Here is a 24093-nt window from a genome sequence, read left to right on the forward strand (position 1 = left end):
AGTGAATGAACTGAAGTAACTTTGCCGGGAGATACTTCAGAGTGTCAAATATCGAGTGGTTAAGATTTGGCAAAGTGGAAGGGTTGGCCTGCGGTACACCGGGGGTGACGGAGGGTCGGGAACGCCGAGGGCCCCGGACCGGAGTCCGGGGCCCTCGGGATCGCGGGGGTGATCAGACCAGCGGGCGCAGTGCGGCGGGGCGGGAGCCGTCGGCGGCCGGGGTCGCGGCGGTGGGCTCGGCCGGCGAGCCGGGCGCGGTGGTGGCGGCGGTGTTGTCGTGGACCTCGACGTGCTCGCGGCGCAGTTCGTCCCGGACCACCTCCTCCTCCGTGTAGCGCTCGACCACCAGGCGGACCCGCTCGATCGGGGCGAGGTACTTGCGGACCACCGGCCGCTCCTCACGGAGGGTGACCTCCTCGACCGCCTCGGCGATCTCCTTCTCGCTGAGCGAGGCGCGCTCGGCGTCGCTGACCGGCATCCGCTCCACCCGGACCCGCTCGCGGACCACCGGGACGCGGCGCTCGACCTGCTCGCTGGTCACGTACTTGCGCAGCTTCGCGGTGCCCAGGACGTGCCACTCGGTGGTGATGTCCAGGCGCTCCTCGCGGCAGGTGATCTCGACCGGGCCGTTGGGGGCCGAGGCGGCGGCCGTGCCGTTCGGTGCGGGGGCGGCCGCGCTCGGCGCGGGCTGCGGCTTGGACTCGACGACGGGGGCGGCGGCCGGGGCGGGCGCCGTGCCGTTGGTGGTCGGTGCGGGGGTGCTGAGGGTCCGCACGTGGGCCTCCGTGGCGGTGTCGGTGCTGGTGTCCGGGGTGGTGGTGGTCATCGTCGGGCCGGGGTCGGGGGAGTGGAAGGCGAGCGGCCGGGCGGCCGCGGCGGCCGAGGTGGTGCCGAAGTCGAGGTCGGGCTGGGCCGCCCGGCCCGTCCCGTCCGCGGACGGGCGGCCGTCCACCGGGGTGTCCAGGCCGTAGTAGCGGTAGAGCTGGAGCTCCTGGGCGGGCGACAGGTGTTGGCCCACGCCGAAGTCCGGCGAGTCCTTGACCAGCGACTTGTCGTAGGGCACCCGGAGCTCGTCGCCGGAGAACTCGCTCGTGGTGAGCGGGACGAAGGCGTCCCGGCCGAAGATGCCGGTCCGGACGGCCGCCCACTCCGGTTGCCCGGTGGCGTCGTCCAGGTACACCTCGTCGACCGTGCCGATCTTGTCTCCGTTGCGGTCGACCGCCTTGTGGCCGATGAGGTCCCGGGGGTCGATGTCGGTCTGCACTCTTTCCTCCAAGCGCTGCGCCTGCGGAACTCCCGCAGGTAAGGCGGCCGGAGCACCCGTTCCGTCCGCCACTTCACACCAAAAGGCATGAATCGGACGGGCGCGAGCGGGGTGCGGCCGGACGGGTCCGCGCTGGGCCGTCCGGGGGACGCGCGTAGACCCGGAGTGACCCGACACACCCGTGATCGGAAGGCTTCCCGCTGGTACCCTGGGCGGCGACCGCCGAGCCCGCTCGGGAGAGTCCCCGACAGTGAAAACCGCTGGTCGGGGCGCCGAAGGAGCAACTCCTCCCCGGAATCTCTCAGGCATCCGTACCGTGCGGGATAGGTCACTCTGGAAAGCAGGGCAGGACCGCCGGCGCGGGAGTCGGCGATCACCACCCTCACCGACGGTGCAAGCCGACCGAGCGTCCCGGCGCGAGGTGCGGGCGAAGCTCTCAGGTACCGATGACAGAGGGGGAGGCCTTTCGGGTCGCCCGCCCAGGCTGGTCCGCTGTCCGCAGCGGCGTTGGCCGGCCGGCGTGCGCACCCCTGCCGGTCCGTGACCAGGAGGCCTCGACCACCATGAACGCCCAGCCGAACGCGGGACGCCCCACCGGCGCCTCGACCCTCACCGAGCTTGAGCTGGCCAGCCCCTTCGAGAACCGCCACATCGGCCCCGACGCCGCCGCGCAGGAGAAGATGCTGGCCTCCGTCGGCTACGGCTCGCTGGACGAGCTCGCCGCCACCGCCGTTCCCGAGGCGATCCGTTCCATCACCGCCCTGGACCTGCCCGCCGGCCGCAGCGAGGCGCAGGTCCTCGCCGAGCTGCGCGAGCTGGCCGGCCGCAACCAGGTGCTCCAGCCGATGATCGGTCTGGGCTACTACGGCACCTTCACCCCGCCGGTGATCCTGCGCAACGTCATGGAGAACCCGGCCTGGTACACCGCCTACACCCCGTACCAGCCGGAGATCTCGCAGGGCCGCCTGGAGGCGCTGCTGAACTTCCAGACCCTGGTCTCCGACCTGACCGGCCTGCCGACCTCCGGCTCCTCGCTGCTGGACGAGGGCACCGCCGCCGCCGAGGCGATGGCGCTGGCCCGCCGCGTCACCAAGGTCAAGGGCGGTGTCTTCCTGGTCGATGCGGAGACCCTGCCGCAGACCGTCGCGGTGATCAACACCCGTGCCCTGCCGACCGGTGTCGAGGTGGTCGTCGCCGACCTGTCCGAGGGCATCCCGGCCGAGATCGCCGAGCGCGGCGTCTTCGGCGTGCTGCTGCAGTACCCGGGCGCCACCGGTGTGGTCCGCGACCTCGCCCCGCTGATCGAGCAGGCGCACGGGCTGGGCGCGATCGTCGCCGTCGCCGCCGACCTGCTGGCGCTGACCCTGCTCAAGTCGCCGGGCGCGCTGGGCGCCGACATCGCCTGCGGCACCTCGCAGCGCTTCGGCGTGCCGATGGGCTTCGGCGGCCCGCACGCCGGCTACCTCTCGGTGCGCGCCGAGTACGCCCGCTCGCTGCCCGGCCGCCTGGTCGGCGTCTCCGTCGACGCCGACGGCAACCGCGCCTACCGGTTGGCGCTGCAGACCCGCGAGCAGCACATCCGCCGCGAGAAGGCCACCAGCAACATCTGCACCGCCCAGGTGCTGCTCGCCGTGATGGCCTCGATGTACGCCGTCTACCACGGCCCGGACGGCCTGGCCGACATCGCCCGCCGCACCCACCGCTACGCGGCCGCCCTCGCCGAGGGCCTGCGGGCCGGCGGCGTGGAGCTGCTGCACGGCGAGTTCTTCGACACCGTGACCGCCGTCGTCCCGGGCCGCGCCGCCGAGATCGCCGCCGCCGCCCGCGCCAACGGCGTCAACGTCTACCAGGACGGCGCGGACCGGATCTCGGTCTCCACCGACGAGACCACCACCCGCGAGCACCTGGCCGGCGTCTGGGCCGCGTTCGGCGTCCCCGCGGTCGAGGTCGCCGAGGCCGCCGACGCGCTGCCGGCCGCGCTGCTGCGCGAGGACGAGTACCTGACCCACCCGGTCTTCCACAGCCACCGCTCGGAGACCGCCATGCTGCGCTACCTGCGCCGCCTGTCGGACCGGGACTACGCGCTGGACCGCGGCATGATCCCGCTGGGCTCCTGCACCATGAAGCTCAACGCGACCACCGAGATGGAGGCGGTGACCTGGCCGGAGTTCGGCCAGCTGCACCCCTTCGCGCCGGTCGACCAGGCCGCGGGCTACCTGACCCTGATCCGCCAGCTGGAGCAGCAGCTGGTCGAGGTCACCGGCTACGACGCCGTGTCGATCCAGCCGAACGCGGGCTCGCAGGGCGAGCTGGCCGGCCTGCTGGCCGTCCGCGCCTACCACCACGCCAACGGCGACGCCCAGCGCGACGTCTGCCTGATCCCGTCCTCGGCGCACGGCACCAACGCCGCCTCCGCGGTGATGGCCGGCATGCGCGTGGTCGTGGTGAAGACCCTGGTCGACGGCGACGTGGACGTCGAGGACCTGAAGGCCAAGATCGAGCAGCACCGCGACAGCCTCTCGGTGCTGATGGTCACCTACCCGTCGACCCACGGCGTGTACGAGACCCAGATCACCGACATCTGCGCCCTGGTGCACGAGGCCGGCGGCCAGGTCTACGTGGACGGCGCCAACCTGAACGCCCTGGTCGGCCTGGCCAAGCCGGGCAAGTTCGGTGCCGACGTCTCGCACCTCAACCTGCACAAGACCTTCTGCATCCCGCACGGCGGTGGCGGTCCGGGCGTCGGCCCGGTCGCGGTGCGCGCCCACCTGGCGCCGTACCTGCCGAACCACCCGCTCCAGGAGGAGGCCGGTCCGGCCACCGGTGTCGGCCCGATCTCGGCCGCGCCGTGGGGCTCGGCGGCGATCCTGCCGATCTCCTGGGCGTACGTCCGGCTGATGGGCGGGGAGGGCCTCAAGCACGCGACCCAGGTCGCGGTGCTGAACGCCAACTACATCGCCAAGCGCCTGGCGCCGCACTTCCCGGTGCTCTACACCGGCCCGGGCGGGCTGGTCGCGCACGAGTGCATCATCGACCTGCGCCCGCTGACCAAGGAGACGGGCGTGACGGTGGACGACATCGCCAAGCGCCTGATCGACTACGGCTTCCACGCGCCGACGATGTCCTTCCCGGTGGCCGGCACGCTGATGATCGAGCCGACCGAGTCCGAGGACCTGTACGAGATCGACCGCTTCTGCGACGCGATGATCGAGATCCGGGCCGAGATCGACAAGGTCGGCTCGGGCGAGTGGGCGGCCGACGACAACCCGCTGCGCAACGCCCCGCACACCGCCGCCACCCTGGCGGGCGACTGGGCGCACGGCTACTCGCGGCAGGAGGCGGTCTTCCCGGCGGGCGTGAACCCGGCGGACAAGTACTGGCCGCCGGTGAGCCGGATCGACGGCGCGTACGGCGACCGCAACCTGGTCTGCTCCTGCCCGCCGCTGGACGAGTACGGCGTCTGACCGGCTGAGCACGCGAAAAACGGCAGGGCCCCGGGGAAACGTTTCCCCGGGGCCATGCTCCGTGGTGTCGCGCTGCGCGTCGTCGGGTCGGCGGCCGTGCCTTCGAGGCGGCCCGGGGCCGTACGGTTCCGGCCGTACGGTGTGCGGGCCCGGGCGGGGCTCAGGCCGCGTGGGCGACCGGGCGGCGCGGGGCGATCACCCGGCCGTCGGGCAGCAGTTCCCCGGTGTCCTCGAACAGGACGACACCGTTGCAGAGCAGGCTCCAGCCCTGCTCCGGGTGGCAGGCCACCGGTTCGGCGGCCTCGCGGTCCTCGGACTCGGCCGACGGGCACTCAGGACGGTGCTGGCACATACGCGTACCCTCGCTTCGCTCTGCGATCCTCCCCGTGGTGCGGTCCCCGTCGGTCGAGCCGTCCGGAGCCGCCGCGGTGGTCGGATCCTGTCCGGGCGCCGACCAGGTGTGGACCGGCGCTCAAGTGGGTAGGACAGGTGGTCCTTCCACGCTGGTTCCCAGTGTCGGCATCCGCGGGCGCGCGCGCAGGGATTTCGTGACATGCGCCACAACTCCCGGCCAGAGATCACCCGTTCAGGTGGGGCCCGGGGGAAAAGACGCACGGACGGGTCAGCCCGGACATGGCCCGGTGGAGCCATGGCGGGTGGCCCCCTCGGGTGGTAACCGTTCGGGCGAGGGCGTCAGGCGGGGCGGACGGCGCGGCGGCGACCCGGCCCGGGCGCGACGAAGGGCCGCCGGGTGGACTGCCCGGCGGCCGGTGCGGCGGTGGTGGTGATGCGGCTCGGTGCGGCTCGGTGCGGCGGGGAACGGTGGAGCGCGGCGGGGTGCCGGTGGTGCCTCAGGCGGAGCCGAGCAGCAGGGGCCCGGCCAGCGGGGTGCGGGTGAGCAGGGGGAGCAACTCGGCGGCCGGATAGGCGCGGTACGCGGTGACCCCGAGCGGGGCCGGGGCCAGCGGGATCAGCAGGTCGGCGGACGGGCCGGCGTCCGGGCTGTGCAGCCAGAGCGCGGTGGCGTACTGGCCCGGGAAGGTGAGCAGCCGGGGCTGGCGGCGGGAGCGGGAGCTCTGGGCGAGCTGCCAGGCCTCCCGCAGGGCCCGGACCGTGGAGGAGAGGTAGGGGCCGGCGGTGAAGTGGGAGAAGGTGTGTCCCTCGGCGCTCTGGACGACCTCGGCGGCGGCGGCCACCTCCTGGCCGTCCTTGATCAGGAAGCGCCAGCCGGTCCGGCGGGCGGCGGGGAGTTCGGGGCGCGGGCCGTCCAGGACGTGCACCGCGAGCGGGTGTGCCGGGAGCAGTGGACCGCTCGGATGGCGCAGCGCCGCGGCGGCGGGCTGGCGCAGCGCGGTCTCCGAGTCGAGCGCGCCCAGGACCGCGCGCAGGGCGCTCGGCGGGGGCTGAGGGGTCTGCAGGGTCATGGCGGGGTCCGCCTCTCCTAGCGAGATCGGCGTGCGAGTGCGGCATACCGGCGCGGCGGGGTGCGTCTTCGGTGACGGGGGCCCCGGCCTTGTCCGGTTGTGCAGGATCGCGGTGCCGGCGCGGTCGCCGCCGTCGACGAGGGACTCGGGGCGGGAACGGACCGGCCGGAACGCAGTGCGAACTCAGCGAAGTTCATCGAACAAATGCGCAGGGTGATCTGTTTATCACAGGCGGTGGTGGCGGGCAAGTCCACAGATGGTCTGAATATCCGTCAGTTGCCTTGCATTGCAAGCCAGTACGCGTGTTCGGGTATCGATCTTCGAGGTGGGCATATTGCTGGCACGGTCGACCGGCCGGGTGTCTCAGGAGGAGGGGACCGTGGGCGAGAAGGTCGTGGCGACTCGGGCGGATCTGGCGGACCGGCAGCAGTACCGGCTCAAGCTCCAGGCCTGCCTGGACGCGCTCGGGCGGATGCTCCGGGAGGACCGCTTCGACCGGCCGCGAGCGGTCATGGGGCTGGAGATCGAGCTCAACCTGGCCGACGAGCAGGGCCTGCCGGTGATGCGCAACGCCCAGGTGCTGAGCGCCATCGGCTCCAGCGACTTCCAGACCGAGCTGGGCCAGTTCAACATCGAGGTCAACATCGTCCCGCACCGGCTGTGCGGGCACGTCTTCGAGGAACTGCGCGAGGAGATCGACACCGGGCTGCGCTACGCCGACCGGCAGGCCGCCGAGGCGGGCGCCCGGATCCTGATGGTGGGCATCCTGCCGACCCTGGAGAACGACCACACCGGGCTGGAGGCGATGAGCCGCAACCAGCGGTACAGCCTGCTCAGCGATCAGATCCTGGCCGCCCGGGGGGAGGACATCGCGCTGGACATCGAGGGCGTCGAGCACCTCCGGCTGGAGTCGGTCACGATGGTCGCCGAGGCCGCCGCGACCTCGTTGCAACTGCACCTCCAGGTGACCCCGGAGCGGTTCTCCTCGGTGTGGAACGCGGCCCAGGCGATCTGCGGGCCGCAGCTCGCGCTCGGCGCCAACTCCCCGTTCCTGTTCGGCCGGGAGCTGTGGCGGGAGACCCGTCCGGTGCTCTTCCAGCAGGCCTGTGACACCCGTTCGGCGGAGCTCAAGGCGCAGGGAGTGCGCCCGATCACCTGGTTCGGCGAGCGCTGGGTGGACTCGGCGTACGACCTGTTCGAGGAGAACCTGCGCTACTTCCCGGCACTGCTGCCGATCTGCGACGACGAGGACCCGCTGAAGGTGCTGGCCTCCGGCGGTGCGCCCCGGCTCGCCGAGATGCGGCTGCACAACGGCACCATCTACCGCTGGAACCGGCCGGTGTACGACGTCTCCGGCGGGGTCGCGCACCTGCGGGTGGAGAACCGGGCGCTGCCGGCCGGGCCGACGGTCGCCGACACCCTGGCCAACGCGGCCTTCTACTACGGGCTGGTGCGGGTGCTCGCCGAGCAGCCCCGGCCGGTCTGGACCAGGCTGCCGTTCGACCGGGCGGACGAGAACTTCCGGCAGGGCGCCCGGTACGGCATCGACGCGGTGTTCCAGTGGCCGCGCCCCGGCCGGGCCGGCCGCGGCGGCGGGTTGCAGACGGTGTCGGCGGTCGACCTCGTCCTCAACGAGCTGCTGCCGATGGCCCACCAGGGGCTGGACGAGTGGGGCGTGGAGCCCGCCGACCGGGACCGCTACCTGGGGATCATCGAGCAGCGCTGCCTGCGCCGCACCAACGGCGCCGCCTGGCAGAGCGCCACCTTCCACCGGCTGCGCGAGCGGTACGGGATGGACCGCCCGGCCGCGCTCGCCGCGATGACCAGGCGCTACGCCGAGCACATGCGGGCCGGCGAGCCGGTGCACACCTGGCCGGTCGGCTGAGCCGCCCGCCCGCTGTGTCAGGATGATCGCTCCGGTCGTCGGCCGACCGCCGGAGCCATCGCCTGTTCGACGCAGGTCCGTCCGCTGGAGCGCCCGTGACGACCCGCCCGACCGTGCCGGAGACCGGGCGCCCCGACCGCCGCCTGCTCGGGGTGGAGCTGCTGATCGTCCTCGGCCTCTCGCTCGGGGCCAGCGGGATCAGCGCGCTGATCAGCTTCGCCGGCTCGCTCACCGAGCCGGTCCGGCTCGGCCAGCAGGTCGCCACGCTGAACGGCTCGCGCGCGCCCGGGCGGCCCTGGCTGGACCTGGTCTGGCAGCTCTACTCCATCGCCCGCGGACTGATGCCGGTGGTGCTGGTCGGCTACCTGCTGGTGCGCGAGGGCGTCACGCTGCGGGTGCTGGGCTTCGACCTGCGGGAGAAGCTGCGCGACCTCGGCCGGGGCGCGGGCGTCGCGGCGGCGATCGGCGGCTCCGGCCTGGTGCTGTACCTGGTCTCCCAGGCGGCCGGGTTCAATCTGACGGTGGCGCCCTCGGGACTGCCGGACGTCTGGTGGCGGGTGCCGGTGCTGGTGCTGTCGGCCTGGCAGAACGCGATCCTGGAGGAGGTCGTCGTCCTCGGCTACCTGCTGCGCCGGCTGGGGCAGCAGGGGTGGTCCTGGCCGGCCGTGGTGGTGGCCAGTTCGGTGCTGCGCGGTTCGTACCACCTGTACCAGGGGGTCGGCGGGCTGGTCGGCAACATGGTGATGGGGGCGGTGTTCTGCCTGCTGTACCGGCGCTGGGGGCGGGTGATGCCGCTGGTGGCGGCGCACGCGCTGATCGACACGGTGGCCTTCGTCGGGTACGCGCTGCTCGCCGGGCACGTCAGTTGGCTGCCGACCCCCTGACCGCCGCCCCGCCGGCCGACAGCGACAGGGCGCGCGGCGGCCGGCTGAGCAGCCGGTCGACGTGCCGGCGCTCCAGGCCCTGGCCGGGGTCGATCGACAGCAGCAGCCGGTCCCGGCGCAGGAGCGAACGGCGGAGCAGCCGGGGCGGGATGACGTCGTCCACCCAGGCGAACGGGCGTCCCTCGGCGTGGCGCAGCAGCGGGGCCCACTTGCGGGCGGAGAACAGCTCCATCAGCGGGACGCACGGGTCGCCGGGCTGGGGGACGTAGCCGGTGAAGCGGACGAAGGGGAGCGGGTCCAGGCCGATCGCCGGGGCGATGTGGGTGTTGGCGTGCTCCTCCCAGGTGGTGGCCCAGACCAGTTCGTACGTTCCGGAGAGTTCGCGCAGCCAGCTGCCGTGCTTGGCGGCGAGCAGGACGGCGTAGCCGAGCAGGGTGTGGGAGTCGAAACCGGCGTCGGGATGCGGACAGACCGGGTTCAGCACCCCGTCGACGTCCAGGAACAGCAGTGGCTTCGGCACCGGTGGGCCCCCCAAGTGGAATGGTCTCTGCTACCTGGTCGGACGATCCACGGGGACCGGTGGTTGCTCGCCGACGGGCGCACGCGGGGCGCACAGGGCGCTCACGGCGCGGGGGCGGGCTCGTCGGCGGGCACCGGTGCGTCCGCAGTGCTTCGCCGCGGCTCCCGGCGGGAGAGCCGGCGGACCTGGGGGTCGATCAGGACCGCGACGCTGAGCAGCAGGCAGAGGCCGGCGCAGGCCCAGAGCGCTCCGGACAGGCCGAGCGCGACGGCGGCGGGGCCGGCCAGGGCGGTGCCGATCGGGGCCAGCGAGTAGGAGCCGAGCTCGTCGTAGGCGGAGACCCGGGAGAACATCTCCTCGGGGACCTCCTGCTGGAGCGCGACCATCCAGTTGACGCCGAAGACGGTGACGCCGACGCCGGACAGGAACATCGCGGCGACCAGCAGCGGGAGCGGTGCGTGGACGGCCAGGGCGAGGGCGGGCACCCCGAAGAGGAACACGCCCCAGTTGCCGACCAGCAGGATCCGGCGGGGGCGCCAGCGGACCATCAGCAGGCCGGTGACGACCAGTCCGACCCCGTAGGCGGACATCGCCAGGCCCCAGTCGGCGGCGCCGCCCAGGTACGCGTTGGCGTACGCCGGCCCGTACACCGCCTCGACCGCGTTGACGCAGGCCACCAGGACGGCGAACTGCAGCACGATCACCCAGAGCCAGCGGCGGGAGGCGAACTCCTGCCAGCCCTCGCGCAGGTCGCGCAGCATGCCGCCGCCGGTGGGGGCCGGTGCGGTCTCGGCCTCCAGCAGGAAGCGCAGGGCGGCGGCCGCCAGGAAGCAGAGGGCGTCCAGGGCGAGCACCCAGCCGGGGCCGACGGCGGTGGTGAGCAGGCCGCCGAGGGCGGCGCCGCCGATCTGGGCGGCGTTCTGGCTCATCCGGAAGACCGAGAAGGCGCGGGCCGCGTGCTCCTGCGGGGCGGCCTGCATGATCATCCCGCCGGCCGCGGGGGAGTAGAGGGCGTAGCCGGCGCCGCCGGCGGCGGAGAGCAGCAGCAGTTGCCACAGCTGGACCGTCCCGGCCAGCACCAGGGCGGCCAGGACGGCCTGGGCGGCGGCGCTGAACAGGTTGGCGGCGACCATGATGTGGTGGCGCGGCAGCCGGTCGGCGAGGGTGCCGCCGAGCACCAGGAACAGGACGGTGGGCAGCAGGCGGGCCGCGGTGACGTAGCCGACCTCGGCGGTGCTGCCGCCGTTGCCGAGGACGGCGAAGGCGGTGGCGATGGGGGCACCGGCGTTGCCGAGGCCGCTGATCACGGTGGCGGCGGTCTGGATCCGGAAGTTGCGGCTCGCCCAGGCGAGGCGGCGGGCACGCGGAGGGTGGGGGGTGGGCACCCGGGTGACTATGGTCGGAGTTTGGACAGGTGTCCAACGGGTTTTCGCACCCGGCCGACGACGTCGGACGGGGTGTCCGCAGGCCTCGGACGGCCGGTGCCGGAGGCTCAGCCGAGGTGGCCCCAGAGGAAGGTGAGGGTGCGCCGCCAGGCCGTCCGGGCCTGGAGGGCGTCGTAGCCGCCGAGCAGGTTCTCGTCGTTCATGAAGGCGTGGCCGGCCGGGTAGAAGTGGATCTCGGGGCGGACGTCGGTGGCCTCGCCGATCCGGATCGCGGCCTCGTCCACGGCGGCCATCGGGATGGAGCCGTCGAGTTCGCCGAAGTGGCCGAGGACGTGGGCGGTCAGGCCGCGGTAGTCGAAGTCCGGGTCGGGCGGGAGGCCGTAGAACGGGACCACGGCGGCCACCGCGTCGCCGGCGCGGGCGGCCAGCATCAGGGCGAAGCCCCCGCCCATGCAGAAGCCGACCGCGCCGACCGCGTCGCCGACCACGCCGTCCAGCGAGAGCAGGAAGCCGACGGCGCCGGAGAGGTCCTCGACGGCCTGCTCGACCGGGAGTTCGCGCTTGAGCCGGGCCGCCTCGGCGGGGTCGTGGGTGGTGGCGCCCCCGAACAGGTCGGGGGCGAGGACGGTGAACCCCTCCGCGGCGAAGCGGTCGGCCGTGTCCGCGACCTGCGAGGTGAGCCCCCACCACTCCTGCACCACCACCAGGCCCGGCCCGACCCCCTGCGGAGGACGGGCCAGGTACCCGTGCGCGGTGCGGCCGTTGCTCGGGAAGGTGACGTTCTGCCGGGAGCCGCCCTGGTCAGGCATGGCTTCCTCTCGGTGGGTCGGGCCGTGTGCGGCGGAGGTGCGGGCGCTGGCGCGGGCTCAGCCCATCTCCTCCAGGGCACGCCCCTTGGTCTCCCTGATGCAGAAGGCCACGAACGGGATGGAGAGCAGCGCGAAGGCCGCGTAGATGATGTACGTCGCGGAGAGGTTCCAGTCGGCGAGGTCCGGGAAGCTGACGGTGATCGCCCAGTTGGCGATCCACTGGGCCGAGGCGGCGACCGACAGCGCCAGCGCGCGGATCCGGTTGGGGAACATCTCGCCGAGCAGCACCCAGACCACCACGCCCCAGGAGAAGGCGAAGCAGAGCACGAAGACGTGCGCGGCGATCAGGGCGACGGTGGCGTGGGTGTTGTCGAGGGTGGCGGTGTCGCCGGTGCCGTTGCGGTAGGAGAACGCCCAGGCGGCCGTGCCCAGGGCGAGGGCCATGCCGATGGAGCCGGCCAGGGCCAGCGGCTTGCGGCCGATGCGGTCCACCAGGACCATCGCGATCACGGTGCCGATCACGTTGATGATCGAGGTGGAGAGGCTGATGAGCAGCGAGTTGGACTCGTTGATGCCGACCGACTGCCAGAGGAAGGAGGAGTAGTAGAAGATCACGTTGATGCCGACGAACTGCTGGAACACCGAGGCGCCGATGCCGACCCAGACGATCGGCAGCAGGCCGAAGCGGCCGCCGAGCAGGTCCTTGAGCCGGGGCTTGTGGGCGGACTCCAGCACGCCGCGGATCTCGGCGACCCGGGCGTCCAGGTCGACGTCCTCGCCCTCCACCTCGACCAGTACCTTGCGGGCCTGCGCCTCGCGGTGGTCGGCGATCAGGTAGCGCGGCGACTCCGGGATGGCCAGCGCCATCAGGCCGTACACCAGGGCCGGAATGGTCTCGACGCCGAGCATCCACTGCCAGGCCTGGATGCCGCCGAGGTGGCCGGTGGACTCGCCGCCGGCGGCCTGGTTGAGCGCCCAGTTGGCGAGCTGGGAGACGGTGATGCCGAGCACGATCGCCATCTGCTGGAAGGACGCCAGCCGGCCCCGGTAGGCGGTGGGGGCGACCTCGGCGATGTAGGTCGGGGCGATCACCGAGGCGATGCCGATCGCGATGCCGCCGACCACGCGCCAGCTGGCCAGCGCCTCGATGTTCGGCGGGAACATCGAGCCGACGCCGCTCGCCGCGAACAGCACGGCGGCCAGCAGCATCGTGCGGACCCGGCCGAAGTGGTCGGCGAGGCGGCCGGCGGCCACCGCGCCGACCGCCGAACCCAGCAGGGCGATGGCCACCACGAAGGCGGTGGTGCCGTTGCCGACCTCGAAGTGCTTCTGGATGCCGGTCACCGCGCCGTTGATCACGGCGCTGTCGTAACCGAACAGGAACCCGCCCATCGCGGCGGCCGCCGAGATGAAGATGACGTGCCCGAGGTGGGCCTCACCGGATGCCCGTGGGCTGTGGACTGTGGACACGCGCGCTCCCCGGGGTGGACGGACCCGCCCTGACGGCTGGGCAGGGCTCGTCTCACATTCGAGCAGCGCGGCGGCCGACCTGCCCGGGGTGGGGACCGATCGGGTGAAACGGGGTCAGTCGACGGCGCGTGCGGTGGACGTGCGCCGCTGATGGCGCCGCAGCAGTTCGGTACGGGCGGCGGCGTCCTGGTCGCGGCGGAGCGCCGGGGCGTTCGCGCGGTCGGCGAGCCGCCCGGCGATCGCCCGCTGCTCCTCGGCCGGCTTCTTGTCGTCGTACTTGAACTTGGCGCGCACCTCGCGGACCGTCAGCCGGAGCCCGCGCAGGCCGGGCAGCAGCCGGGCGAGCTCGTTCGGGCCGGGGACCACCCGGAAGTCCGGGGTCTCCGGCTGGAAGTGCGCCAGCTGGCGGTTGAGGATCTCGGCCTTGCCGGCGGCGGACTCCACCACCTCCGCGGTGCAGTGGAAGTGCACCGAGGCGTAGTAGCTGGTCGGTGTGCCCGGCTCGCCGCGCCAGTGGCCGGGGGCGAACGCGTAGCCGTCGGTGACCGCCAGGGTGACGTTCGGGTCGGCCCGGACGGCGGCCAGCAGCGGATTGGGTGCGGCGAGGTGGAGCAGGATCTCGCCGCGCCCCTCGTCCAGCAGGAAGTGCGTCGGGACGAGCACCGGGCCCTCGTCGGGGCGGCCGTTGGCGGCGAGCAGGCCGAAGTCGCGGCCCTCGGCGAGCCAGGCGCGCCACTCGGCCTCGTCGCCGCGGTCCCAGGATCGGATGAGCATCGGGCGGCCCGGTCAGCTCGGGAAGCGGTGCAGGTGCGCGGGGAGCGGGACGGTCCGGTCGTGCGGCTCGGGGGCGCCGTACACGGTGGCGACCGGGACGGTGCCGGACCAGTACGGCAGATCGGCGTCGGCCGGGTCGTCGGCGGCGCCGTCCGCGCGGGACTTGGCCGAGACCTCGTCCAGCTCCAGCCGGATCACGGCGGTGGCGGCGAGCTCCTTGGGGTTGGCCGGGCGTATCTCGCCGGAGCGGCCGGGGACGACCTGGTCGACCAGGGCGGCCAGCGCGACGTCCAGCTCCTCGGGGTCGGTGACCTGGTAGGCGGTGCCGTGGGCGACCACCGAGCGGAAGTTCACCGAGTGGTTGAACGCGGACTTGGTCAGCACCAGGGCGTCGACGTGGGTGACGGTGACGCAGACCTGGAGGCCCTGCTCGTCGGCGGCGCCGCGCAGCGGGCGGCTGCCGGTGGAGCCGTGCAGGTAGAGCCGGTCGCCGACCCGGGCGAAGACCGTGGGCAGGACGACCGGGGCGCCGTCGGCGACGAAGCCGAGGTGGCAGACGAAGGCCTCGTCGAGGATGGCGTGGATCGCTTCCTGTTCCCAGGTGGCGCGGTCCTTGTAGCGGGTCGGGGTGGTGCGCGCCGTCCGGGCGTAGCTGGGGGCGGTGGTGTCTTCTGGGCTCGCCGACATGACAACCTCTATGTACTAGTGCATAATGGTGTTTGTGCTAGGAGACTATCCGCTGAAAGGGCGACGCGCCAGCGAAATCGCGGCCCACATCGAGCAGGGCGTGAGCGGCGGACAGCTCGCACCCGGAACCGCGCTCCCCCCGCTGCGCGACCTCGCCGTCGAACTCGGCGTCAACCCCAACACCGTGGCCGCCGCCTACCGGCTGCTGCGCGACCGCGGCGTGATCGAGACGGCCGGCCGCAAGGGCAGCCGGATCCTGCCCCGGCCCGCGCTCACCCCGCGCGACCAGATCCGCATCCCCGTCCCCGCGCAGGCCCGCGACCTGGCCAGCGGGAACCCCGACCCGGCGCTGCTGCCCGACCTCGGCCCGGCCCTCGCGGCCGCCGCCGGGGCCGCCCGGGCCGAGCCGGTGCTCTACGGACACCCGCGGATCGAGCCCGGGCTGCACGAACTCGCCCGCACCACCTTCGAGGCCGACGGGCTGCCCGGCGGCCCGATCACCGTCGCCTCCGGCGCGCTGGACGCCGTCGAGCGCACCCTCGGGGCCTGGCTGCGCCCCGGCGACGCGGTCGCGGTCGAGGATCCGGGCTGGGGCAGCCTGCTCGACCTGCTGCCCGCGATGGGGCTGCGGCCGGTGCCGGTCCGGCTGGACGGCGCGGGACCGCTGCCGGACGCGCTGGCCACGGCGCTGGCGGAGGGCGCCCGCGCGGTGGTGGTCACCAGCCGGGCGCAGAACCCGACCGGCGCGGCGCTCACCGCGGAGCGGGCGGCGGCGCTGCGGGCCGTCCTGGCCGGGCACCCCGGGGTCCTGCTGATCGAGGACGACCACGGGCACGGCATGGTCGACCAGCCGTACCGGCCGCTGGTCGGCGCCGGGTCGCGGCACTGGGCGGTGGTGCGCTCGGCGGCCAAGGCGTACGGGCCGGACCTGCGGGTGTCGGTGATGGTCGGTGACGAGGAGACGGTCGGGCGGGTGGCCGGGCGCCAGCGGCTCGGCGCGGGCTGGGTCAGCCACCTGCTGCAGCGCACCGTCGTCGAGCTCTGGCGCGCCGACGCGGCGCCGGCCGCGAGCCTGGCCGCCGTCTACCGGACGCGCCGGGACGCGTTGTTGACGGCGCTGGCGGCGCGCGGCATCGAGGCGCACGGGGCGAGCGGACTGAACGTCTGGGTGCCGGTGCCGGATGAGACCTCGGCGCTGGCGGCGCTGGTGCAGCGGGGCTGGGTGGCGGCTCCCGGGGCGCGGTACCGGATCCAGTCGCCGCCCGGGCTGAGGTTCACCGTCGCACGCCTCGACCCGGCGGACGCAACGGCGCTGGCCAACGATCTGGCCGCGGTTCTGGGAACGGACGGTGTCGACAGCCGGCTGGTCTGAACCCACCGGTAACAAAGCGGGAAACCTGGTGCAGGTCCCTAGCGGTGACGGGCGCGGCCATGCCATCTTCCTTGCGCCACCGGCCGGCGGCCCACCCTCACCCAGGCGTCTCCCCGCCCCCATACCGCGGGGAGACCGAGCCGCAGGAGTTTCCGCGTGCCCGAAAACGGTTCGAGCAGAGCCCGCAGTGCCCGTAGTACCCGCAGTGCCCGTAGGACCCGCGATGCCCGCAGTGCCGCGCGCCCCGGTCGGCGGCTGCTCGCCGCGGCCCTCGCCCTGCCGCTGGCCGCGGCCGGGCTGGCGGTCGCCGCGCCCGCCTCCGCGGCCCCGGCGGCGGTTCCGGCCGGGCCGACCGCCAGTGTCGCGCTCGGCGACAGCTACATCTCCGGCGAGGCCGGCCGCTGGCAGGGCAACTCCGCCGGCGGCAGCGGCGACCGCAACGGCACCGACCGGGCCTGGAGCGGGAGTTCGGCCGACCCCTCGCTGGTGTACGGCGCCACCGCAGCGAGCGGCTGCGACCGCTCCGACGTCGCCGAGGTGCTGGGCGCCTCGACCGTCGCGCAGAACCGGATCAACCTGGCCTGTTCCGGGGCCGTCGCCGCGAACGTCTTCCGGGCCGCCGACGGCGGCCAGTCGCTCAAGGGCGAGGCCCCGCAGGCCGACCAACTCGCCACCGTGGCACGGCAGAACGACGTCAAGCTGATCACGCTGTCGATCGGCGGCAACGACCTCGGCTTCTCCGGGATCATCTCCGACTGCGTGCAGGACTACCTGATCTGGAACTCGTACTGCCACGACTCGGCGCAGTCCCGGATCGACGCCCAGCTGCCGACCGCGATGGCCGGGGTCGGCAAGGCGGTCGACGAGATCCGCGCGGTGATGGCCGACGCCGGCTACGCGCAGGCGGACTACCGGCTGGTCCTGCAGTCGTACCCGTCCCCGATCCCGCGCAGCGCCGAGATGCGCTACCCGGAGAGCGGCTGGACCCGGTCGGACACCGGCGGCTGCCCGTTCTGGAACGCGGACGCCGACTGGGCCCGGGACTCCATGGTGCCGCAGGTCTCCAAGGCGCTGGCCGGGGTCGCGGCCGCCAAGGGCGCGCAGTTCCTGGACCTGTCCGACATGCTCCAGGGGCGCGAGGTCTGCTCCACGGCCACCCAGCAGCCGTCCGCCGGCTCCGCGCCGTCCGCGACCACCAGCGAGTGGGCGCGGTTCCTGGACGGCGGGCTCAACAGCACCCAGGGCGTGCTGCAGGAGTCGATGCACCCCAACTACTACGGCCAGGCGGCGCTGGGCAGCTGCCTGAACCAGCTGTGGGCCCGGCCTACCGGCAACTACGCCTGCGACAACACGGCCGGACAGGACGCGAGCGGGATGTACCTGACCGCGGAGTGACCCGGACGTGCCGCCGTCCCCGGCCCGCGCGGGCCGGGGACGGCGGTGTGTCGGTACGGGCGAGGGGTGCCGGCGGGCCCGTGCGGGCGGGGCGTCGAGGGGTCGGGGCGTGCGGGGTCAGCCCTTGGCGAGCAGGGACTGGGCGTGCGCCCGGACCTGATCCTTCGTCAGATAGGCGTCGGTGTACTCGAAGTCCTGGAGGCGGGCGGGCTGGCGGGCGAGGAACCCGGTGCGCACGAAGTCGTCGCCGGCGGTCGCGTTGAGCAGCCAGTTCGCACCCACCCGGAACTTCGCCGCATTGGTCCGCATCGCCATCAGGTGGTAGCCGCGGGCCACCAACTGGGCGGGCACACCGCGCAGTTCGATGCCCAGCGGCTTGGAGACCGCGTCCTTGCCACCGAGGTCGACCACCAGGCCCAGGTCCTTGTGGTAATAGGGCTCCAGGGGCTGGCTGCGGAGCGAGGCGATCACGTTGTCCGCCACCGCGCGGCCCTGGCGGGCCGAGTGCTGGGCGGTCGGCGGACAGACCGCGCCGTCGCCCTTGGCCAGGTCGGGGACGGCGGCCGCGTCACCGAGCGCGAACACGCCCTCCAGCTGGGGCACCCGCATCTCCGCCGTCACCGCGACCCGGCCGCGGACCGTCTCGGCGTCCAGGGTGCCGATCAGCGGGCTCGCGGCCACGCCGGCGGTCCAGATCAGGGTCCGGCAGGGGATCACCCGGCCGTCGGTGAACTTGACGTTCTCGGCGCCGACTTCGGCCACCGAGACGCCCAGCGACACCTCGATGCCGCGGGCGCGCAGCACCTCCAGGGCGGCGGTGCCGAGGGCGTCGCCGAGCTCGGGCATCAGCTTGGGGGCGATGTCGATCAGGTGCCACTTGATCTGCCGGGCGTCCAGCCGCGGGTAGCGGCGGGCGGCGGCGGTGGTCAGGCGTTGCAGGCAGGCGGCCGTCTCGGTGCCCGCGTAGCCGCCGCCGACCACCACGAACTGCAGCCGGGACTCGCGCTCCCGCTGGTCCAGGGTGGCCGAGGCGAGGTCGAGTTGGGCGATCACGTGGTCGCGGACGTAGGCCGCCTCGGCGAGCGTCTTCATGCCGCGGGCGTAGTCGGTCAGGCCCGGGATGTCGAAGGTGCGGGTGACGCTGCCGGGGGCGAGCACCAGGACGTCGTACTTCTGCGCGATCACCTCGTCGGTGATCTTGCGGACCACGCACACCTTGGCGGCCGGGTCCACGCCGATGGCGCCGCCGGGGACGATGTGGGTGCGGCGCAGGCTCCGGCGCAGGGAGACCGCCACGGACTGGGGGGTGAGGACGCCGGCCGCGACGTGCGGGAGGAGCGGGAGGTAGAGCTGGTAGCTGAACGGCGTGACCAGCGTGATCTCGGCCTCCGAGGGCGAGAGCTTGTGTTCGAGGCGGCGGGCGCACTCCAGGCCCGCGAAGCCGCCGCCCACGATCAGGATCCGAGGTCGTTCCATCGCTCATCCCTTTGTCGTGCGGTCGTACCGGAAGGTCCCCATTACTGTCCGCCACACTCGCACGGAGCAGCGGGGGCTGCCACCGGGGTGGGGCGGTGGGGGGAGGAGGGGAGAAGGGGTGCGGGTGGGGTGCGGGGCGGGGGCGCGGGAGCGGGTGTCGACGTGCGGGGCCCGGTGCCTGCGGGGGTGGGTGGTGCACCGATAAGCTGTCGGGCGTGCTCCCCGAGGTGACGGCGATCCGGTACGTGACGCCACTGCGAGAAGGCGGCTCGATGCCGGGCCTGGTCGAGGCCGACGACCGGCGGCTGTACGCGCTGAAATGGGTCGGCGCGGCGCAGGGCCGGAAGGCGTTGGTCGCGGAGGTGCTGGCCGGGGAACTGGGGCGGCGGCTCGGGCTGCCGGTGCCGGAGCTGGTGACGGTCGACCTGGACCCGGTGCTCGCGCGCAGCGAGCCGGACCAGCAGGTCCAGGAGCAGATGCGGGCCAGCGGCGGGACCAACCTCGGGATGGCCTTCGTCAGCGGCGCGCTGAACTTCGACCCGCTCTGCTTCGAGGTGGATCCCGAACTCGCCGGGCAGGTGCTCTGGTTCGACGCGCTGATCGGCAACGTCGACCGCTCCTGGCGCAACCCCAACCTGCTGGTGGCGACCGGCGGGCTGCGGCTGATCGACCACGGCGCGAGCCTGATCTTCCACCACAACTGGGCCGGTGCCGCGGCCTGGGTGCGCCGCCCGTACGACGCGTCCGACCACGCGCTGCTGCGGGCCGAGCCGGACCTCGCGGCGGCGGACAAGGCGCTCGCACCGCTCGCGGAGGCGGCGGTCGAGGCGGCGGTGGCGCAGATCCCCGAGGTGTGGCTGGCGGACGAGTTCGGCTTCGACTCGCCCGAGGACGTGCGCGCCGCGTACCGTGCCCAGCTGACCGAGCGACTGGCCGGTCCGCGGGACTGGCTGCCGGAGGTGTCGGGATGACCGGGCCGCTGTCGGCCGCGCTGCCGGCCGTCGTGGAACTGCACGACTACGAGTACGCCGTGATCCGGGCGGTGCCGCGGGTCGAGCGGGGCGAGTGCGTGAACGTCGGGGTGCTGCTGTACTGCCGGCAGAACGCGCACCTGGCGGCGCGGACCCACCTGGACCAGGCCCGGTTGCTGGCGCTGGACCCGGTGGCGGACGTGCAGGGGGTGCGGCGGGCGCTGCAGGGCATCGAGGCGGTCTGCCTGGGCGGCCCGCAGGCCGGTCCGGCGGCTTCGGACAGCCCCGGGCGGCGGTTCCGCTGGCTGACCGCGCCGCGCAGTGCGATCGTCCAGCCGGGGCCGGTGCACACCGGGCTGACCGCGGACCCGGAGACCGAGCTGCGCCGGCTGTTCGACCAGTTGGTGCTGTGAACCCTGGGCCGATCGGCGGACGTGTGAGGCGGCTCGCGGACGGTTGCTGTGGTCAAATCTTGAGTTACTGAAGCACTCGGCCGTACGCTGGCCCCATGGGTTCGACCTCGACGACGACCGTACCGACCAACGCCGAGCTGATGGAGGCGTTGGCCGCCGTCGGTGCCGCGTACTTCCAGGACTTCGCGGCGGCCGCGGCCCGGCACGGGCTGTCCTCCTCGCAGGCCAAGGCGCTGGGCTCGGTCCAGGAGCCGGTACCGATGCGGGCGCTGGCCGGGCGACTGGGCTGCGACGCGTCGAACGTGACCGGGATCGTGGACCGGCTGGAGTCGCTCGGCCTGGCCAACCGGGAGGCCGCGGCCGGTGACCGCCGGGTGAAGATCGTGGTGATCACGGACGAGGGCCGGGAGATCCTGAACCGCATCCGCGGCGAGATGGCCCGCACCCACCAGGCGTTCGGGGCGATGACCGACGAGCAGCGGATCGCGCTGCACTCGATCTGCGGGCAGGTGCTGCCGGTGCTGGCCGGTCGGGCGGGCGGCGCGCAGTAGCGGGCGGCCGCCCGGGGCCACAGGCCGCCGACGTTCGGTGTGACCTCGGCTGTTACCCTTGCGAAGCGTGAGCGCGAAGCCCCAGATCCCCAATGTCCTGGCCTCCCGGTACGCCTCGGCGACCCTGGCCCAGCTGTGGTCCCCCGAGCACAAGGTGGTCCTCGAGCGCCACCTGTGGCTCGCCGTCCTGAAGGCCCAGCAGGACCTCGGTGTCGAGGTTCCGGCGACCGCGGTGGCCGACTACGAGCGGGTGATCGACCAGGTCGACCTCGGCTCGATCGCGGCCCGTGAGCGGATCACCCGCCACGACGTGAAGGCCCGGATCGAGGAGTTCAGCGACCTCGCCGGCCACGAGCAGATCCACAAGGGCATGACCTCCCGGGACCTGACCGAGAACGTCGAGCAGCTGCAGATCCGCCAGTCGCTGGAGCACGTCCGGGACCGTACGGTCGCGGTGCTGGTGCGTCTGGCCGACTTGGCCGCCCAGCACTCCGAGCTGGTCATGGCCGGTCGCTCGCACAACGTGGCCGCGCAGGCCACCACCCTGGGCAAGCGCTTCGCGTCGATCGCCGACGAGCTGCTGGTCGCCTTCCGCCGCCTGGAGGAGCTGATCGCCCGCTACCCGCTGCGCGGGATCAAGGGCCCGGTCGGTACCGCGCAGGACATGCTGGACCTGCTCGGCGGCGACACCGGGAAGCTGGCCGAGCTGGAGCGCCGGGTCGCCGGCCACCTCGGCTTCGAGCACGTGCTGACCAGCGTCGGCCAGGTCTACCCGCGCTCGCTGGACTTCGAGGTGCTCACCGCCCTCGTCCAACTGGCCGCCGCGCCGTCCAGCCTGGCCAAGACCATCCGTCTGATGGCCGGCCACGAGCTGGTGACGGAGGGCTTCAAGGAGGGCCAGGTCGGCTCCTCCGCGATGCCGCACAAGATGAACACCCGCTCCTGCGAGCGCGTCAACGGCCTGGCCGTCATCCTGCGCGGCTACGCCTCGATGACCGGCGAGCTGGCCGGTGACCAGTGGAACGAGGGCGACGTCTCCTGCTCGGTGGTGCGCCGGGTCGCGCTGCCGGACGCCTTCTTCGCCTTCGACGGCCTGCTGGAGACCTTCCTGACCGTCCTGGACGAGTTCGGCGCCTTCCCGGCCGTGATCGAGGCCGAGCTGGACCGCTACCTGCCGTTCCTGGCCACCACCAAGGTGCTGATGGGCGCGGTGCGGGCGGGCGTCGGCCGGGAGACCGGCCACGAGGTCATCAAGGAGCACGCCGTCGCCTCCGCGCTGGCGATGCGCGCCGGTGCCCGGGAGAACGAGCTGCTGGACCGGCTCGCCGCCGACGAGCGGATCCCGCTGGACCGGGCCGCGCTGGACGCGCTGCTGGCCGACCGGCTGTCCTTCACCGGGGCGGCCGGCGCGCAGGTCGCCGAGGTGGTCCGCCAGGTGGAGGCCGTCGCGGCGGCCTACCCGGCGGCCGCGAAGTACGCGCCGGCCGACATCCTCTGACGCAGCGTCAGCCGTCCGACGAGGGCCCCGTCGCCGTTCCGGTGGCGGGGCCCTCGGGCGTCCGGGGGCGGCCCGGGTCGAGCGGCGGGGTGGTGGTGGCGCAGGGCCAGTCGCAGTTCGGCTCGGCCGTCGGGTGCTCCTCCTCCGGCGCCAGCACGTTGCCCCGGATGGTGGCGAAGGCGGTCAGCCCGCCGGCGACCAGCAGGCCCGCGCAGATCAGCATCGCGGTGTGGAAGGCGGAGTCCACCGAGGCCGGCACCCGGTAGGCGTCGCCGCTCAGCCCGGCCAGCGCCGGGAGGGCGGCCACCGCCAGCAGGCCGGCCGCGCGGGCGGCGGCGTTGTTGACCCCGCTGGCGATGCCCGCGTGCCGCACCTCGACGGCGGCCAGCACGGTCGCGGTCAGCGGGGCGACCAGCAGCGTCATCCCGGAGCCCATCACCGCCACGGCGGGCAGCACGTCCGCCCAGTAGGAGGAGTCGGGGCCGGTGCGCAGCATCAGCAGCACCCCGGCGGCGCACAGCAGCGGGCCGACGGTGAGCGGGATGCGCGGGCCGATCCGCTTGCCGAGGCGCCCGGCGCGCGCGGACAGGGTCAGCATCAGGATGGTGATCGGCACCAGGGCGAAGCCGGAGACCAGCGGGGAGAAGCCGGAGACGATCTGCAACTGCACCACCAGCAGGAAGAACACCCCGCTGAAGGCCGCGTAGACGCACAGGGTGACCAGGTTCACCGCGGTGAACAGCCGGGAGGAGAACAGCCCGAGCGGCAGCATCGGGTCGGGGGCGCGCCGCTCGACGGCCACGAACGCGGCGCTCAGCAGCAGGCCGAGCGCGCCGGTGACCCAGACCGCGGGGGACAGGCCCTCGCCGGCCGCGGTGAGCGCGTAGGTGAGGGTGCCGAGGGCGAGCGCGGCGAGCAGGGCGCCGGGCGCGTCGAAGCGGCCGCTCGCGGACTCGTCGCGGCTCTCCGGGACGTAACGGGAGGTCACCGCGATCACGGCGGCGGCCAGCGGCAGGTTCAGCAGGAAGATCCAGCGCCAGCCGGGCCCGTCCACCAGCCAGCCGCCGAGGAAGGGGCCGACGGCCGCCGACACCCCGCCGAGGCCGGACCACAGGCCGACCGCCGCCGAGCGGTCGTCCGGGTGGAAGACGGCCTGGAGCATGGCCAGCGAGCCCGGGGTGAGCAGGGCCCCGCCGATGCCCTGGACGGCGCGGGCGGCGATCAGCACGTGGATGGTGGGGGCGGCGGCGCAGGCCGCGGAGGCGACGGCGAACCAGATCACGCCGATCAGGAAGATCCGGCGCCGCCCGTACCGGTCGCCGAGGGCGCCGCCGAGCAGGATCAGGCCCGCGAGGGTGAGCAGATAGGCGTTCAGGGTCCACTGCAGGGACGCGAGGGTGGCGCCGAGGTCGGCGCCGATCCGGGGGAGGGCGACGTTCACGACGGTGCCGTCGAGCATCGCCATGCTGGAGCCGAGCACCGTTGCGAGGAGTACCCAGCGACCCTGCGCCGTGCCCAGGCGCAGAGTGCCGGCTTGAGAGGTGGCCACGGGCCGAATCCTGGGCCCGGCGGGGTGTGCGTGACAAGGGTCACCGGACGGTGTGTCGGTCGGTGACGCAGTGTGGTCGGGTGGTTGCCGGGTGCTGCGGCGGTCCGCGCAGCGTCGTGGATCAGTGGCTCCGGGTGAATGGGTTGTGCACGTACGGTGCAGCGGATCATTCGGAGGGTGACGGCGAGGACGGGGTCGACCGTCGTCGGGAGAGATCGACATTGCTTCACCCGAACGGATGAGTTTTAGTTCAGCGACCGCCCGGCCAGCCCGGACGGATCCGCCGGGTGGAACGCCGAGTC

Annotated in this window: 20 protein-coding genes and 1 riboswitch; of the genes, 9 read left to right on the forward strand and 11 right to left on the reverse strand. The window is 73.5% G+C overall.

Features of this window, described 5'->3' with window-relative positions; all coding sequences use genetic code 11:
* Positions 1–172: 172 nt before the first annotated feature.
* Positions 173–1264 carry a PRC and DUF2382 domain-containing protein gene (locus AB0O91_RS25570; protein WP_363437223.1) on the reverse strand — a complete coding sequence of 364 codons (1092 nt, stop codon included), beginning with the start codon at positions 1262–1264 and terminating at the stop codon, positions 173–175.
* A gap of 223 nt (positions 1265–1487) precedes the next feature.
* A riboswitch (glycine riboswitch) is annotated at positions 1488–1591 on the forward strand.
* Between the two features lie 236 nt (positions 1592–1827).
* Between AB0O91_RS25570 and gcvP the strand changes: the two genes are divergently transcribed.
* A complete protein-coding gene (gene gcvP / locus AB0O91_RS25575) occupies positions 1828–4728 on the forward strand; it encodes an aminomethyl-transferring glycine dehydrogenase (RefSeq protein WP_363437226.1) in 2901 nt (966 codons plus the stop codon).
* Between the two features lie 160 nt (positions 4729–4888).
* Here the strand turns inward: gcvP and AB0O91_RS25580 are convergent, their stop codons facing one another.
* Positions 4889–5080: a DUF5999 family protein gene (locus AB0O91_RS25580; protein WP_363437229.1), complete on the reverse strand. Its 192-nt coding sequence runs from the start codon at positions 5078–5080 to the stop codon at positions 4889–4891.
* 499 nt (positions 5081–5579) lie between these two features.
* Positions 5580–6152, reverse strand: coding sequence for a hypothetical protein (locus AB0O91_RS25585; protein WP_363437231.1), 573 nt, complete (start codon positions 6150–6152; stop codon positions 5580–5582).
* Between the two features lie 379 nt (positions 6153–6531).
* On the opposite strand from AB0O91_RS25585, the gene AB0O91_RS25590 reads away from it, so the two are divergent.
* Together AB0O91_RS25590 and AB0O91_RS25595 are read left to right on the forward strand one after the other, a co-directional pair.
* Positions 6532–8037 carry a glutamate--cysteine ligase gene (locus AB0O91_RS25590; RefSeq protein WP_363437233.1) on the forward strand — a complete coding sequence of 502 codons (1506 nt, stop codon included), beginning with the start codon at positions 6532–6534 and terminating at the stop codon, positions 8035–8037.
* A 95-nt stretch (positions 8038–8132) separates the two neighbouring features.
* Positions 8133–8921, forward strand: a complete 789-nt coding sequence (locus AB0O91_RS25595) for a CPBP family intramembrane glutamic endopeptidase (protein ID WP_363437236.1) — start codon at positions 8133–8135, stop codon at positions 8919–8921.
* Here AB0O91_RS25595 and AB0O91_RS25600 read toward each other — a convergent pair.
* From AB0O91_RS25600 to AB0O91_RS25625, 6 genes are all read right to left on the reverse strand, one after another.
* The gene (locus tag AB0O91_RS25600) at positions 8899–9441 is read right to left on the reverse strand and encodes an HAD domain-containing protein (RefSeq protein ID WP_363437238.1); all 543 of its coding nucleotides are present in this window, start codon (positions 9439–9441) and stop codon (positions 8899–8901) included. The genes AB0O91_RS25595 and AB0O91_RS25600 overlap by 23 nt on opposite strands.
* A 101-nt stretch (positions 9442–9542) precedes the next feature.
* On the reverse strand, positions 9543–10826 hold the full coding sequence (locus AB0O91_RS25605) for an MFS transporter (protein WP_363437240.1): 1284 nt from the start codon (positions 10824–10826) through the stop codon (positions 9543–9545).
* 107 nt (positions 10827–10933) lie between these two features.
* Entirely contained in the window at positions 10934–11635 is a 702-nt protein-coding gene (locus AB0O91_RS25610; RefSeq protein WP_363437243.1) for an alpha/beta fold hydrolase, read from the reverse strand.
* Positions 11636–11692: 57 nt separating this feature from the next.
* A complete protein-coding gene (locus AB0O91_RS25615; protein ID WP_363437246.1) occupies positions 11693–13105 on the reverse strand; it encodes a sugar porter family MFS transporter in 1413 nt (470 codons plus the stop codon).
* A gap of 114 nt (positions 13106–13219) precedes the next feature.
* Positions 13220–13879, reverse strand: a complete 660-nt coding sequence (locus tag AB0O91_RS25620) for an FMN-binding negative transcriptional regulator (protein WP_363437248.1) — start codon at positions 13877–13879, stop codon at positions 13220–13222.
* A gap of 12 nt (positions 13880–13891) precedes the next feature.
* Positions 13892–14566 carry a pyridoxamine 5'-phosphate oxidase family protein gene (locus AB0O91_RS25625; RefSeq protein ID WP_363437250.1) on the reverse strand — a complete coding sequence of 225 codons (675 nt, stop codon included), beginning with the start codon at positions 14564–14566 and terminating at the stop codon, positions 13892–13894.
* A 34-nt stretch (positions 14567–14600) separates the two neighbouring features.
* Between AB0O91_RS25625 and AB0O91_RS25630 the strand changes: the two genes are divergently transcribed.
* Positions 14601–15938, forward strand: a complete 1338-nt coding sequence (locus AB0O91_RS25630; RefSeq protein ID WP_363437252.1) for an aminotransferase class I/II-fold pyridoxal phosphate-dependent enzyme — start codon at positions 14601–14603, stop codon at positions 15936–15938.
* Positions 15939–16094: 156 nt separating this feature from the next.
* Positions 16095–17333, forward strand: a complete 1239-nt coding sequence (locus AB0O91_RS25635; protein ID WP_363437254.1) for a GDSL-type esterase/lipase family protein — start codon at positions 16095–16097, stop codon at positions 17331–17333.
* A gap of 117 nt (positions 17334–17450) precedes the next feature.
* Here AB0O91_RS25635 and AB0O91_RS25640 read toward each other — a convergent pair whose 3' ends face one another.
* Positions 17451–18809 (reverse strand): NAD(P)/FAD-dependent oxidoreductase, encoded by a 1359-nt coding sequence (locus AB0O91_RS25640; RefSeq protein WP_363437257.1) that lies wholly within the window; start codon positions 18807–18809, stop codon positions 17451–17453.
* Positions 18810–19024: 215 nt separating this feature from the next.
* Between AB0O91_RS25640 and AB0O91_RS25645 the strand changes: the two genes are divergently transcribed.
* The 4 genes from AB0O91_RS25645 (at position 19025) to purB (ending at position 22242) form a co-directional block, all read left to right on the forward strand.
* Positions 19025–19780, forward strand: coding sequence for a HipA family kinase (locus AB0O91_RS25645; protein WP_363437259.1), 756 nt, complete (start codon positions 19025–19027; stop codon positions 19778–19780).
* Positions 19777–20193, forward strand: coding sequence for a DUF3037 domain-containing protein (locus tag AB0O91_RS25650; RefSeq protein ID WP_363437262.1), 417 nt, complete (start codon positions 19777–19779; stop codon positions 20191–20193). The genes AB0O91_RS25645 and AB0O91_RS25650 overlap by 4 nt, the downstream gene beginning before the upstream one ends.
* Before the next feature lie 95 nt (positions 20194–20288).
* Complete coding sequence (locus AB0O91_RS25655) at positions 20289–20744, forward strand: MarR family transcriptional regulator (RefSeq protein WP_363437264.1); 456 nt, start codon at positions 20289–20291, stop codon at positions 20742–20744.
* A 58-nt stretch (positions 20745–20802) separates the two neighbouring features.
* Complete coding sequence (purB, locus tag AB0O91_RS25660; RefSeq protein WP_363437266.1) at positions 20803–22242, forward strand: adenylosuccinate lyase; 1440 nt, start codon at positions 20803–20805, stop codon at positions 22240–22242.
* Positions 22243–22249: 7 nt separating this feature from the next.
* Here the strand turns inward: purB and AB0O91_RS25665 are convergent, their stop codons facing one another.
* Entirely contained in the window at positions 22250–23791 is a 1542-nt protein-coding gene (locus AB0O91_RS25665; protein WP_363437269.1) for an MFS transporter, read from the reverse strand.
* Positions 23792–24093: the final 302 nt, after the last annotated feature.

The sequence above is a fragment of the Kitasatospora sp. NPDC089797 genome (genome assembly GCF_040684795.1).
Taxonomy (GTDB): domain Bacteria; phylum Actinomycetota; class Actinomycetes; order Streptomycetales; family Streptomycetaceae; genus Kitasatospora.

Excerpts from the sequence above, each read along its gene's own strand:
- gcvP (WP_363437226.1), top strand. The coding sequence starts at position 1,828 with ATGAACGCCCAGCCGAACGCGGGACGCCCCACCGGCGCCTCGACCCTC.
- AB0O91_RS25580 (WP_363437229.1), bottom strand. The coding sequence starts at position 5,080 with ATGTGCCAGCACCGTCCTGAGTGCCCGTCGGCCGAGTCCGAGGACCGC.
- AB0O91_RS25585 (WP_363437231.1), bottom strand. The coding sequence starts at position 6,152 with ATGACCCTGCAGACCCCTCAGCCCCCGCCGAGCGCCCTGCGCGCGGTC.
- AB0O91_RS25610 (WP_363437243.1), bottom strand. The coding sequence starts at position 11,635 with ATGCCTGACCAGGGCGGCTCCCGGCAGAACGTCACCTTCCCGAGCAAC.
- AB0O91_RS25620 (WP_363437248.1), bottom strand. The coding sequence starts at position 13,879 with ATGCTCATCCGATCCTGGGACCGCGGCGACGAGGCCGAGTGGCGCGCC.
- AB0O91_RS25625 (WP_363437250.1), bottom strand. The coding sequence starts at position 14,566 with ATGTCGGCGAGCCCAGAAGACACCACCGCCCCCAGCTACGCCCGGACG.
- AB0O91_RS25640 (WP_363437257.1), bottom strand. The coding sequence starts at position 18,809 with ATGGAACGACCTCGGATCCTGATCGTGGGCGGCGGCTTCGCGGGCCTG.
- AB0O91_RS25650 (WP_363437262.1), top strand. The coding sequence starts at position 19,777 with ATGACCGGGCCGCTGTCGGCCGCGCTGCCGGCCGTCGTGGAACTGCAC.
- AB0O91_RS25655 (WP_363437264.1), top strand. The coding sequence starts at position 20,289 with ATGGGTTCGACCTCGACGACGACCGTACCGACCAACGCCGAGCTGATG.